This is a genomic window from Paralcaligenes sp. KSB-10 (assembly GCF_021266465.1).
Taxonomy (GTDB): domain Bacteria; phylum Pseudomonadota; class Gammaproteobacteria; order Burkholderiales; family Burkholderiaceae_B.
Window position 1 is genome coordinate 2,765,888 of sequence record NZ_CP089848.1, and the last position, 13,499, is coordinate 2,779,386.

The following is a 13,499-nucleotide window of genomic DNA, read 5'->3' on the forward strand; positions in this document are numbered from 1 at the left end:
GGTGCTGTGTAGTCCGGCGGTAGTCCAGCGCCGGGTGCTGACGAAGGGAAGGCGGGGGCCTTCGGCGGGCCCTGTCTGAGCAGTGCCTCGCGCGCGAGGCACTGCGAGTTGGCCCGACGCCCGCCTGGACGAGGCAGACCCGGGTAGTCGGCTAGCGCAGCTAGCCGACCGCTGGACGTGCCGGACTGCACAGCACCGCCCACCCTGCGGCGTCTTTATAGAATTAACCGCCGCCTACACAGCAACGCACAATCCAAAACCATCGCAGCCAATACAGGCAGCTCAAAGTCACTACCCAAGCCCAAAAAACGGCTCAAAACAAAAGTCACTGGAACGCATCCAATGCCGTAAACACCCGCACCAAAAATACTCTAGATACGTTCACCGCTTCCCTTCATCCAACCGACCAATTGCCGCTGGCTCTCGAAACGCCTGGGACGACCGCTCAGAGGATCGATAAACTCAATCGAACGCGCCAACAATTGCAAAGGACGCTCGAAATCGTCTTCACTCCGATGCGCATGCAGCGTCGGGTAAAAACCATCGCCGCAAATCGGAATTCCCAAGGCACTCATGTGCACCCGCAACTGATGCTTGCGCCCCGTTCGCGGCAAAAGCCTGTAGCGCCCCAGGCCCGCACTCTGGTCCAGCAGCTCGATACGGGTTTCGCTATTGGGCTCGCCGGCCACTTCCTCCATCGTAAAGTAAGAAGATTGAGGCTGGATGCGGCTGCGATGCACACAGGGCAAGCTCAGATCCGGCCTGAACGGCGCAATCGCCTCATATTCCTTGAGAATTTCGCGCGACTGAAACATAACCTGGTACGGGCCGCGGCTATCGGGGTTGACACTGAAAAGCATCACCCCGGCCGTATCGCGGTCCAAACGATGAATCGGGCTGAGCAAAGGCAGATCCAGCGCATTGCGCAAGCGAAATAAGGCCGTTTCACGCAAATAGCGCCCCGCCGGCGTACTCGCCAGAAAATGCGGCTTGTCGACAACGACCAAATGTTCATCACGATGCAGTATCGGCAAATCGAATGGGACCGGAATTTCATCGGCCACCTCGCGGTAATACCATAACCAGCGCTGGGGCCGGTACGGACTTGCCCCAATCTGCGCCTGCCCGGCCGCATCGACGATCTCGCCGCAATCCAGGCGGCGGCGCAGCACCGCGGGCTCCACATAAGGAAAGCGTTCCAGCAGGAACTCCAGCAAGGTCGGCCAGGGCCCTGCAGGCAAATACACGCGACTGGGCGCCACACCGTCACGCACCGGCAAAGGCGCCCGTGTCATGAATTCAGCCCGACCCGACTTCTGCATAGAATGCTTATGCCGCTTGCCGCATCGTAGCCGGCGTCCAGTCGAGAATCACCTTGCCGCTCTGGCCCGACAGCATGGCCTCGAAGCCTGTTTGATATTCGTCGACCGTATAGCGATGCGTAATGATCGGCGACAAATCCAGCCCGCTTTGCAGCATGGCTACCATTTTGTACCAGGTCTCGAACATCTCCCGGCCGTAAATACCCTTGATCTCGAGTCCCTTGAAAATCACCTTGGTCCAGTCTATGCCGAACCCCGCCGGCGGTATGCCCAGCATGGCAATCTTGCCGCCATGGTTCATCTGCTCGAGCATGGAAGTGAACGCGCTGGGCACGCCCGACATTTCCAGGCCAACGTCGAAACCCTCGGTCATATGCAGGTCGCGCATCACATCGGGCAGGGATTCGCGGGTCACATTGACAGCCCGCGTAGCACCCATCTTGCGCGCCAGCTCAAGCCTATACTCATTGACATCGGTAATCACCACATTGCGCGCCCCCACATGGCGGGCTATCGCCACCGCCATGGCGCCTATCGGCCCGGCTCCGGTAATCAACACGTCTTCGCCCACCAAATTGAACGCCAGCGCCGTATGCGTGGCATTGCCAAACGGATCGAAGATCGCCGCCATATCGTCGGACACATCATCGGGAATCTTGAACGCGTTGAAGGCAGGTATTGCCAGATACTCGGCAAAAGCCCCCGGCCGATTGACCCCGACCCCCTGGGTGTTGCGGCACAAGTGACGACGCCCGGCCCGGCAGTTGCGGCAGAATCCGCAAGTAATATGCCCTTCGCCCGAAACCCGGTCGCCCATATTAAAACCGCTGACCTCCTGGCCGATTTCGACGATCTCGCCCACATATTCATGGCCTACCTGCATAGGTACCGGTATGGTCCGGCTGGCCCATTCGTCCCATTTCCAGATGTGGATATCCGTGCCGCAAATCGCCGTCTTGCGTATGCGTATCAAAACATCGTTATGGCCGATCACAGGCCTTTCGACCTCAGTCAGCGTCAAGCCTGTCGTAGGCTCCAGTTTTGCCAGGGCTCGCATCATGCGCTCCAAAAATAAACCGCTTATCCCTTGGGCGCCCACAAGGAGCGCCCCTACTCATGGATTACACCCAGCCGCCGCCCGACACGCCCGAACGCGGCCACCGCCTGGTCAATGTGTTCGGGCGTATGCGCCGCGCTCATTTGAGTGCGGATCCTTGCGCGGCCCTTGGGTACCACCGGATAGGAAAAACCGACGACATACACCCCTTCGTGCAAAAGCTCATCAGCCACTTTCCCCGCCAATTTCGCATCGCCGAACATGACAGGAATAATCGGATGCCCGCCCGCCACCAGCTCGAAGCCCAGCGCCGCCATGGCGTTGCGGAATTGCCGGCCGTTCGCGTGAACACGCTGGCGCAAGGCATCGCCCTCGGTACTTTGCAGCAGCTCCAGCACTTTCAGGGAGGCGGCAACGATTCCCGGCGCAAGCGTATTGGAGAACAGGTAGGGGCGCGAACGCTGGCGCAGTAATTCCACCACCGCCGGATGCGCCGCCGCATAACCACCCGAAGCCCCGCCCAGTGCCTTGCCCAAGGTGCCGGTCAGGATATCCACCCGGCCCTCGACACCGCAATACTCGGGCGTACCCCGGCCATGCTCGCCGATAAAACCCACCGCGTGCGAATCGTCGACCATGACCATGGCACCGTACTGATCAGCCAGGTCGCAAATGGACTTCAGGTCGGCAATGACCCCATCCATGGAGAACACCCCATCCGTGGCAATCAGTTTGTAGCGCGCGCCTGCCTTGCCGGCCTCTTGCAGTTGCGCTTCGAGATCGGCCATATTGTTGTTGGCATAGCGATAGCGCTGGGCCTTGCACAAACGCACTCCGTCGATAATGCTGGCGTGATTGAGCGCATCGCTGATGATCGCGTCGCCTTCGTCGAGCAACACCTCGAACAGGCCGCCATTGGCGTCGAAACAGCTGGAATACAAGATGGCATCGCCCATCTTCAGAAAGCCGGCCAGCATCCGTTCGAGTTCCTTATGGCCCAGTTGCGTTCCACAAATGAATCGAACCGATGCGAGGCCGAATCCGGCCTCATCGAGCCCTTGTTTGGAGGCTTGTATCAGGCGGGCGTCGTTGGCCAGGCCCAGATAATTATTGGCGCAAAAATTCAGCACCCGGGAGCCATCGGCCAGCGCCACCTGCGCCGACTGGGCGCTGGCCATGACACGCTCGGCCTTGTAGAAGCCGTCGCGGCGCAACTGCTGTATTTGCGTGTTCACATGATCGAGAAATGAGCGGTTCATGGAAAAAGCCTTGAGCGACAATACAGAATGATGTTATTCCATTTCCAGATCAAGCGTGAACGCGAAGCGCAGGCATTACCGGGCAAGGTAAGCGAAGCCAGCAAAGTGCCTGTTTGATATGAAAATGGGATTACTGCGCCTGGGCTTACTTCCTGACAATATAAATAGGGCTCGAAAAAATGAAAAAGCCATCTTCGGTCGTTGCGCGCAGATAAATGGCGTTATCGCCGTCTTTGTGCAATGGGACGCGTATGCTTTGCTTGAAGCGTCGGCTTGGGTTCTGGTCGGGCAGGCGAAAGACTTGCAGTCGACGCCGTATGCCCCCATTTTCGAACGACAGGGGCTCCATGCCTATCGAAGCAACCGGAATCGTTTCTTTGATAAGCGGCGTCTCTATATGAAGCGTGCCTTCGTCCGGATGGGCCAGCCGTACGTCAATGCCGCTGAATCCGCCGGTTGTCAGCGATTTCCATTCCAGACGATTGTCCGCGGTCTGAACCAGTTGCTTGTCGAGATTCCAGAAATTGACCGGCTGCGGCTGTTCGAATGCATTGCCGGTCAAGGCCGCACAGCCATCCCAAACAGTTTGCCGGCCGCGCCCGCGATAACCGGAGCCTTCCCAGATCAGGCGAATCCTCCGCCCCAAATCCGCCTGCCCGTACGGGCGCAATGTTTCCACCACCTCCATGCGATTGCGGATCTCGATGTTTTCAATGGGCCCTTCGGTGAGCAGCTCGAATTCAAACGTTGCGCTCTCGCCATCGTATTCGGTGACAGCGCCCATATCCGCTTTGAGGGTGCTTGTGGTCGTAACGGGCAGCCCCAGGTTCGGATCATCGGAGAACAAAGTAGCCGGGTGGTCGAAAACAATATTGGCCGCCAGAAAGGCACGGCAACCCGTGGTCGCGTAGTGGCGCCGATGACGCAGGCTGTCGGCCAGGGAATCTCGCGTCAGTTCGCCGGCGACCAGGCAGGTCAATCCGCCGTACGCGCCGAATAGCGAAGCGCCCGGATGGCTGGCGCCATGGCGGCCCTTGTGTCCATCGCTATTGGCAACGATGCCGACGCGATATCCCTGCGCGAACGCATCGGCCAACAGCCACTCGAAGGTGCCCCAATCGGAATGGATCTCGATGGATCGTTCGATCTGCGCGTTGTGCGACATGGTGATGTCGGCATAGCGTCCGCCGATATGCGCAAAAACGATCACATCCTCGTCTTTCAATGCGTCGAACAACTGATCGGCGCTGTTGGCATCGGTATCCGCGTCGGACATATCGTCGACCAGGGCGTGCGACGATCGGTGTATGGGCCGCCCTTCGTTCAGGTACAGGACATTGCGGTCGCCCCCCAGGCCGGTGTTGCCGGACCATTCATATCCGGGGAAGATGACGAATTCATGGTCCCGATTGAATTCGCCTGTCAGGCGATTGAGTTCGTGCCAGAATTCCGTCGTAATCTGGAAATCGTTGCCCTGATGGCTCATTGCATCGAGAAAGGCGCGATCCCTGGCGAAGACAATCAAGTCGCGCGCCGAATTGGTACCGATGGTTTCCTCTGACTGCCCATGCAAATCGGCCCAGAAATGGCGATGCTGCGCTTGCCGCACGATGCGGCACGGGTTGGAGCGCGCCAGGACCCGCCCTTGCTGGCACACTTCGATTTCCAGGTCGCCCTCCTGGCTTGCCCTTAGATCCGGCAGGATCCGTGCATAGTCCCCTAGTGACATATCGAACGACGCAGGCAGGTTTTCTATAGGAAAATTGCTGCGCACCTCAAACGTGCCTGTCACGCAATGACTGGGGTTTCCCCACTTGTCCTCGCCCTTGAATCCAAACCTGAAAGGCTCCCCGGCGCGAACCAGGGTGGGAAGAATGGCCTTGAATCCAAGCGGTGGCCCGGCCACGACGGAAATGACGGGGGACTGCTCGAGCTCCACGTACTGGTACGTGGCAAAGGCGTCGACAAGAACCTTGAATTCGAAAGTAGGCTCGACAAACGTCTGCACTCTTATGCCCGGCGAGCCCTGGCGCCTGTCGCCGAACCGGACAATGATCTGGTCGCCTTCCCGCAGGAAACCCCGCACGACCCGTATGAACAGGGTCTTGTCCCAGGGGCGTATATTGAGCTTGCCATCGTACGTCACATCCAGCACGGCGCCGTTCGTCGCTTCGACGGTAGTGTAGTTCCAGCCTTGCGGATCGGTAAATTGAGGGCGGCCCATATCGCTGGCAAAGCGATGCACCACCTTGATCGACCCGGTATCATCAATACCGAAATAACCGGCCGTGTAAACCAGAGTGAACGAATTGAAGCTTCCCGCCTCGAATTCACCGGTTGGGTCGACCGTTGCCGAACCCATCAGATGTGCCGCGTAGCTTGAGTGTCCCATAAGTATGTCTGTCCGTTGTCAGTGAGAGGAAGTTCCCGGGCCGGCGGTGCCCAGCCCCACGCGAGCCGCCTCGGTATCGATCAGCGTCGAGGCCGCCACATTGGCCAGATTCACATCGGGCCCCAATACCGAGATCAAGGTTTTCTTCATCGACTCGATGTCGCAGCTGCGTACCTCGGCTATCCACGGGCCGGGCAGCTCGATCATGACGCGCGTCATGTCCAGCTGCCGCATCAGCAACTCTATCGTGCCGGCACGCAATTTTCCATTTTCAACCAGTTCCGCCGCTTCGACCAGCACCAGCTCGGCACCGGCATCGAAGCAGTCGCGCGCCTGATCCACCAACAGGCTTGGATCGTTCAGCGTTTCCTTTGAGCCCACCTCGCCGAACACAGTCAGCCCGGTTGCCACGGCGGCCCGGATCTGGGCCACGCGCTGCGGCGCGGTCAGGGGCACGACATTGTCGGAAATTTCGATTGTTTCGAAGCCCAGGCTGAGCGCCTCGTCATAAAAACGCGGCAAGGCGGCTTCACCTTGCGTCGCCAATATATATTCGTGGAACTGCCCACCGAGAAAAGAGCGAACCTGGGACTGCCGATACAGGGCAAGCTTGGCCTGAAGGTTTTCACGCGTATACAAGCGGGCCGTGCCTGTTTTTATCTTGGCCAGATCGACATAGTCGCCCGCCATGGCCATCAAGTCGGCCGTATGGCCCAGCGGCAGGCCATCGTCGATCATCATGGTGCGGCCGTTGCGCCGCGGTTTGCTGCTGCGCGCGGCGGGCAAGGTTACGAAATCGAACGGGGCGCGGGTATCCATATAATGTGGCTCCTTATTTGGCTGAAATGCCGGACTCTTTGACCAGTGCGGCGTATTTCCGGCTTTCCTGCTTCAAATACTTGGAAAAATCCGCCACGCTGTTGCCCACGGGATCGACGCCCTGGCCTATCATGGTTTTCCTGACGGCGGGGTCATGCAGCACCTTGGCGAAGGCCGTGTTCAGCTTATCGATAATGGCCTTCGGCGTACCGGCCGGCGCAAACAGGCCCATCCACTGAACGACATCCACCGCCCCCGCGCCTGCTGTCTCGCTGGCCGTGGGCACATCGGGCAGCCATTTCAGGCGTTTATTGTCCATGATGGCCAGAACCTTGAGCTTGCCCTCTTTCCAGTGCGGCATGACCGGGGCCATGCCCACGCTCGCCAGCGGCACTTGCCCGGCCAGGACATCGAGCGTTGCCGGCCCGGCGCCTTTATAAGGCACATCGAGCATCTTGATTCCGGTCGAGCGATCGATCCAGTCCACCGCCAGTTGCTGGGCGCTGCCTACCCCCGGCGTACCGTAATTCACCGTACCGGGATGCGCTTTTACGTAGGCGACCAGCTCGGTGACCGTATTCGGTGGAAATGAAGGATTGGCGATGAGCGCTATGGGCGTGATACCCACCAGGGTGACCGGGCTCAGGTCTTTGCCTGGATCGTAGCTCATGTTTTTATAGAGGAAAGGAGCAATCACGGTTTCGGCCGGGGACGACATGACCAGGGTGTAGCCGTCGGGCTTGGACCGCGCCACATACTGTGCCCCGATCATGCCGTCGGCGCCTGGCTTATTGATGACAATGACCTGCTGCCCAAGGTAACTGTCCAGCTTGGACGCCAGCAGCCGTGCCGTGAAATCATGCCCTCCTCCCGGGGAAAACGGCACAACGAGAGTCAGGGCCCGGTCTGGAAAACCGGCAGCCTGGGAGGCCGTTGCAACACCGAACAACACGGTACAGGCCAGGAATACGACACGTAGTTTTTCATGCAGCGCCACCATACATCTCTCCTTATAAGGACAGAACACAAGCAAGGACATGCAAACCTGTACCGGGCTTCCGAGTACCCGCAAGGCAGGGGACGGGAATCCGTCAGGAAGCTCCTGTGAAATCCATATCGAGTTCACAATCGGAAGGAGGAACGAACATTTTCTGGTAAGAAATAGGCTGCTGGCCCCGGGTCTTGCCATGAATATTGATTTTCAGCGCCCAGCTTCCCGGCGCCAGATCCATGAGCGTTGCAATGCGCGGCTCCAGCCGCACAAGACGGGCACCGCCTTTGGCCTCGACGGTGGGATACCCGAACTCCATTTCCAGGATTTCCTTGAGATTGACGTCTTCCAATCTGGCGGCGGGTATATCGAGCATTCCCTCAAACAGCGACTTCGGCAAATACAGCTCGCTGACACACGCGAAGCGCTCATCGATTGAAATGCGCCGGTCGATGCGTATGTAGCCCTGGGCATCGGGCCCCAGGGTTTTCGTCCAGGGCCCATCGCCCACCACGGTACGCCCTATCAGGTGCGCAAACACAGGTAGGTGTTCGCCGGTGGCCGGATCGGTAAAGCGGTAGTGCCATGATTTTTGTATGGCGCGCCGCGGCTGGCCGATAAATGTGCCGATACCGTGCTTGCGGACCAGATACCCTTCGGCCGCCAGAGTTCCCAAGGCCTTCTGGGTGGTTCCCAGGCTGATGCTTAACAAATCGCCCAGCGCTTTTTCCGGAGGAAGTTTGTCCTGATAGCGCAACTGGCCATCGTTGACCGCCTGGATAATCGATTCACGCAGTTGGGCGTGTTTGCTCAAGCCCAGCGGGCCCAGGCGGAAAAAATACCGGGATATGGCATTGGCGGGAGAAAGGACAGAATCGTCGGCGCGCATTTCCAGCTTCGTTTTCGTAATGTGTCCGCACTATACCAAAGATAAAGTATAGAGGTCAAGAGCTATATAGCTTTATTTCTCCCGCAGCCGAACATGGCTTATTGCGAGTAATCACGCATTGCGTGACCGCATCAAAGCCATAAAAATAGGCCAGGCACACGCCTGCCCGGCAATTCCCGGGCCATAGTCATAGCAGCCGCCACACTTTCAGATAAAGGCCCCACACTATGAAACACCTTTTAGCCTTAGCCCTGCTCGCCGCGCCCACCCTGGTGGCAGCCCAAACCAGCGCCGCACCGGACACACTGAAGCACGTCATGGAAAGCCATACCCTACGTGTCTGCAGTCCCGGCGACTACAAGCCCTTCAGTTTTATGAAAGAAGACGGCAAATTCGAAGGCCTGGACGTGGATCTCATGAACTCCCTGGCCGGCGCCCTGGGCGCCAAGACCGAATTCGTCAAAACCACCTGGGCCAAGCTCATGGACGATTTCACCTCGGGCAAATGCGATATCGGCGCCGGCGGCATTTCGGTGTCGCTCGAGCGCCAGAAAAGGGCTTATTTCAGCTCCCCTTACATGATCAACGGCAAGACTCCCATTACCCTGTGCACCAACGCCAAGAAATTCCAGACCATTGCCGACATCAACAAGCCCAATGTGCGCGTGATCGTCAACCCGGGCGGCAGCAACGAGAAATTCGCCAAAACCTACCTGACCAAAGCCCATATCATCACGCATGAAAACAATATCGGCATATTCAAGGAAGTCGCCGAAGGCCGGGCCGACGTTTTCGTGACCGAAGCGGCCGAAGCCAAGGTGCAAAGCAAGCTCAACCCCAAGCTGTGCCCCGTCAATCCGAACAAGCCCCTGCAATACGCCGAAATGGGCTATTTGCTGGCCAACGGCGATATGGGCTTCAAGCTGTTCGTGGACCAATGGCTGCACTTGAGCAAAGCCAGCGGCGAATATGCCAAATTGGCCGACAAATGGGTGCCTCAATAAGGCTCAGGTCCAGTCCTCAGCCCCTGCGCGTATTCGTGGGCTGACGCACGCGCCGCTCGTCCCGCCCCTGCGGCCGCGAGCGACGATCTCTTCCTCACAAGCCAGCCCTGCCGGCGCCGCCCTGGCGGCGGCAGGGCTTTTCTCCCCGCCCTGTAATACCGACTCCGGTTGTCGCCAACAAGGTCGTTTCCGCTTCAATAATAGATATAGGTCATATGGTTGACTTTGATGAATTTCGAATCTAAGATAAACACGCTTCGAGTCGATTGCCAAATGTCATAAGCCAAAATTAAGGAGCTTCGAATGATTCATCTTGTATTACACGATGCCAACGATATGGTCGCCGTCGCGGTCGTTGAAGGCGTTAAGGCGGGCGCGGAATTAACCGCCTGGATAATGGACGACGACCGCACCATCAAGGTCAAGGCAGCGCAGGATATTCCCATCGGCCACAAAATCGCGTTGAAAAACATGGCGGTGGGCGACACCGTGCTCAAGTACGGCGTCGATATCGGAAAAGTCGTCGCTCCCATCAAGATGGGGGAACACGCTCACGTTCACAACATCAAGACCAAGCGCTGGTGACCGGGCCTCGATGCGCCGCCGCTTGAACGGCATGCGCAAGCCGAGCTGTCCATCCGATACGCCGAATATTCTCAACGTCCCTAACAGCCATAGAACCAATCATGATTACTAAAGACACCACTTTCCTGGGCTATCGCCGTGAAAACGGCCGCGTGGGCGTGCGCAATCACGTCATTATCCTGCCTCTTGACGACTTGTCGAACGCCGCCTGCGAAGCGGTCGCCAACAATATCAAGGGCGTCATGGCCATTCCCCACCCCTACGGTCGCCTGCAATTCGGCGCCGACCTCGACCTGCACTTCCGTACCCTGATTGGTGCCGGCTCCAACCCCAACGTCGCCGCGGTCGTGGTCATAGGCATTGAAGACGGCTGGACCCAAAAAGTCGTCGAAGGCATCGCCGCCACCGGAAAACCCGTTACCGGCTTCGGCATCGAGCGCCACGGCGACCACGAAACCATCATGAAGGCCTCCCGGGTGGCGCGCGAATATGTGCAATGGGCCTCGGAAAAGCAGCGCGAAGTATGCAACATCAAGGAATTGTGGGTATCCACCAAATGCGGGGAAAGCGACACCACATCCGGTTGCGGCTCCAACCCGACGGTCGGCAATGCGTTCGACAAGCTCCATCCATTAGGCGCCACGCTGGTTTTCGGTGAAACCACCGAACTGACAGGCGGCGAAAACTTTGTCGCCGACCGGTGCATCAACGACGATGTGCGCAGCCAATTCATGGCCATGTTCAACCGCTATCAAGACGTCATCAATCGCCACAAGACTTCCGACTTGTCCGATTCGCAACCGACCAAGGGCAATATCGAAGGCGGCCTGACCACGATCGAAGAAAAAGCCATGGGCAATATCCAGAAAATCGGCAAGAAATGCTCGGTTGACGGAGTCCTCGACAAGGCCGAAACCCCCACGCACCCGGGCCTGTGGTTCATGGACTCGTCCTCGGCGGCCGCCGAAATGGTCACGCTGTGCGCCGCCTCGGGCTATGTCGTGCACTTCTTCCCAACCGGGCAAGGCAACATCATCGGCAACCCGATCCTGCCGGTCATCAAGCTAAGCGCCAACCCACGCACCGTGCGCACCATGAGCGAGCACATCGACTTCGATTGCTCCCCTCTATTGCAACGCGAAATGAACCTGGATGAAGCGGGGGATCAGTTGCTCGACATCATGCTGGCCACCGCCAATGGCCGCTTGACCGACGCCGAAGCACTGGGTCATCGCGAGTTCGTTCTGACACGCCTGTACGAAAGCGCCTGAACGAAAAAGGGCCGGCCGGCTGCGCCCGTAGAAGCCGGATCGGCCCGACCCGCTCCAGAAGCCCCCTGCAGAGGCCGAGGTGTCGATGCCCTGAACAACGCAACCGGCCGGAAAGTAAACGACGCAGTTCGTTATGGAGGACACAAAAATGAGCAACACACCACCGCCCTTGCTTGAAGTGAAAGGCGTAACAATCCAGTACAAGACAAAAGAGTATTTAATAACGGCGACCTACCGGGTCGATTTCAAGGTATATCAATCCGACCGCTTTGTACTGCTGGGCCCTTCGGGATGCGGGAAATCGACGCTGCTCAAGGCCGTTGGCGGCTACCTGACCCCGACCGAGGGTGAGATACGCTTGAAAAACAATATCATCACCATGCCCGGGCCCGACCGCATGATGGTGTTCCAGGAATTCGACCAGCTTCCTCCCTGGAAAACCATCAAGCAAAACGTCATGTTCCCATTGATTGCCAGCGGCAAGCTCAAAGGCAAGGCCGCGGAAGAAAAGGCGATGCAGTACATCGAGAAAGTCAAGCTTTCCCAGTTCGCCAACCATTATCCCCATCAGTTGTCCGGCGGCATGAAACAACGCGTCGCGATTGCGCGCGGGATGGCCATGGAGCCGGATATCCTGCTCATGGACGAACCCTATGCCGCCCTGGACGCGCTGACACGCCGAAAAATGCAGGACGAGCTGCTGCAATTGTGGGACGACACCCGGTTCACAGTGCTGTTCGTCACCCATTCAATCGAAGAGGCCGTCAAGATCGGCAACCGGATCCTGCTGCTTTCGCCTCATCCGGGCCAGGTAACAGCCGAACTCAACAGCACGGGCGAAGATACGGTCGACGCCAGCGGCAAGAGCCTGTCCGAGCGCATCAATGCAATGCTGTTCTCCGAGCCTGTCGAGAACGAGGAGATAACCCATGCCTAATTCCGAAGACATGCAAGGCCGGCCGCCGACCGTACGCGAAAATGTCGAGCGCCCGGAGTTCTTCCGCACCCGATCGGTAAGCGACGACTTTGGCGTCGTGGAAAAACCCCTGACCAATTGGGAAAAGCTTTACGACAACAACGTCGCGCGCAAAATCTTCATCCTGATCATTCTTGCCCTGGCATGGGAAATCTACGCGCGCCTTCTTAACAACGAGCTGCTGTTCCCCACATTCACGGCCACGGTAAAGGCGCTTATTGCGGGCATAGTCAGCGGAGGCCTTATCGGGAAATCATGGTATTCGGTCCGGATATTGCTAATGGGCTATAGCGCCGGCCTGGTGCTGGCCGCCCTTCTCACCATCTTTGCAATCACCTCGCGCATCGGACGTGACTTCCTGGAAACGGTCACATCCATGTTCAACCCCTTGCCTGCAATCGCCTTGCTGCCACTGGCCCTGCTGTGGTTCGGCCTGGGGCCGGGCAGCCTGGTTTTTGTATTGATACATTCCGTGCTCTGGGCCGTTGCACTCAATACCCACTCGGGGTTCCAGTCTGTCAGCATGACCTTGCGCATGGTAGGGCGAAACTATGGGCTTGGGGGGCTTCGATATGTATTCGGCATACTGATCCCGGCCGCGTTTCCCGCTATTTTGTCAGGATTGAAAATCGGCTGGGCATTCGCCTGGCGCACGCTGATCGCGGCGGAGCTGGTATTCGGCGTCAGCTCGGGCAGCGGCGGATTGGGCTGGTTCATCTACGAGAACAAGAATCAGCTGGAAATTCCCAGCGTGTTTGCCGGTTTGCTCACTGTGATTCTGATTGGTCTCTTTGTGGAAAACTTTGTCTTCCGCATTATCGAGCAACGCACCATCCGCAAATGGGGCATGCAGGAATAAGTTTTTTGCTTATGGCATTGATATCGTATTGATTGGAAACGGGCGCCCGCACTGGGCGCCCCTACAGAAGCCAGG

At 58.1% G+C, this 13,499-nt stretch carries 12 protein-coding genes; 5 read left to right on the plus strand and 7 right to left on the minus strand.

Annotated features, from left to right (window positions below; genetic code table 11):
- Window positions 1-371: 371 nt before the first annotated feature.
- The 7 genes from LSG25_RS12650 to LSG25_RS12680 form a co-directional block, all read right to left on the minus strand.
- Window positions 372-1,322, minus strand: a complete 951-nt coding sequence (locus tag LSG25_RS12650; RefSeq protein WP_232741282.1) for an RluA family pseudouridine synthase — start codon at window positions 1,320-1,322, stop codon at window positions 372-374.
- 7 nt (window positions 1,323-1,329) lie between these two features.
- Complete coding sequence (tdh, locus tag LSG25_RS12655) at window positions 1,330-2,379, minus strand: L-threonine 3-dehydrogenase (RefSeq protein WP_232744680.1); 1,050 nt, start codon at window positions 2,377-2,379, stop codon at window positions 1,330-1,332.
- Window positions 2,380-2,432: 53 nt separating this feature from the next.
- Window positions 2,433-3,638, minus strand: a complete 1,206-nt coding sequence (locus LSG25_RS12660) for a glycine C-acetyltransferase (protein ID WP_232741283.1) — start codon at window positions 3,636-3,638, stop codon at window positions 2,433-2,435.
- 145 nt (window positions 3,639-3,783) lie between these two features.
- Window positions 3,784-6,030, minus strand: a complete 2,247-nt coding sequence (locus LSG25_RS12665; protein ID WP_232741284.1) for a DUF3604 domain-containing protein — start codon at window positions 6,028-6,030, stop codon at window positions 3,784-3,786.
- A gap of 18 nt (window positions 6,031-6,048) precedes the next feature.
- On the minus strand, window positions 6,049-6,849 hold the full coding sequence (locus LSG25_RS12670) for a phosphosulfolactate synthase (protein ID WP_232741285.1): 801 nt from the start codon (window positions 6,847-6,849) through the stop codon (window positions 6,049-6,051).
- 13 nt (window positions 6,850-6,862) lie between these two features.
- Window positions 6,863-7,849 carry a tripartite tricarboxylate transporter substrate binding protein gene (locus tag LSG25_RS12675; RefSeq protein ID WP_232741286.1) on the minus strand — a complete coding sequence of 329 codons (987 nt, stop codon included), beginning with the start codon at window positions 7,847-7,849 and terminating at the stop codon, window positions 6,863-6,865.
- A gap of 91 nt (window positions 7,850-7,940) precedes the next feature.
- Window positions 7,941-8,729, minus strand: a complete 789-nt coding sequence (locus LSG25_RS12680) for a GntR family transcriptional regulator (protein ID WP_232741287.1) — start codon at window positions 8,727-8,729, stop codon at window positions 7,941-7,943.
- 227 nt (window positions 8,730-8,956) lie between these two features.
- On the opposite strand from LSG25_RS12680, the gene LSG25_RS12685 reads away from it, so the two are divergent.
- The 5 genes from LSG25_RS12685 (at window position 8,957) to LSG25_RS12705 (ending at window position 13,424) form a co-directional block, all read left to right on the plus strand.
- The gene (locus LSG25_RS12685; protein WP_232741288.1) at window positions 8,957-9,733 is read left to right on the plus strand and encodes a transporter substrate-binding domain-containing protein; all 777 of its coding nucleotides are present in this window, start codon (window positions 8,957-8,959) and stop codon (window positions 9,731-9,733) included.
- 303 nt (window positions 9,734-10,036) lie between these two features.
- Window positions 10,037-10,318, plus strand: coding sequence for a UxaA family hydrolase (locus LSG25_RS12690; protein WP_232741289.1), 282 nt, complete (start codon window positions 10,037-10,039; stop codon window positions 10,316-10,318).
- Window positions 10,319-10,419: 101 nt separating this feature from the next.
- Window positions 10,420-11,589: a UxaA family hydrolase gene (locus tag LSG25_RS12695; RefSeq protein WP_232741290.1), complete on the plus strand. Its 1,170-nt coding sequence runs from the start codon at window positions 10,420-10,422 to the stop codon at window positions 11,587-11,589.
- Window positions 11,590-11,737: 148 nt separating this feature from the next.
- A complete protein-coding gene (locus tag LSG25_RS12700; protein WP_232741291.1) occupies window positions 11,738-12,526 on the plus strand; it encodes an ABC transporter ATP-binding protein in 789 nt (262 codons plus the stop codon).
- Window positions 12,519-13,424, plus strand: a complete 906-nt coding sequence (locus LSG25_RS12705) for an ABC transporter permease (protein WP_232741292.1) — start codon at window positions 12,519-12,521, stop codon at window positions 13,422-13,424. The genes LSG25_RS12700 and LSG25_RS12705 overlap by 8 nt, the downstream gene beginning before the upstream one ends.
- Window positions 13,425-13,499: the final 75 nt, after the last annotated feature.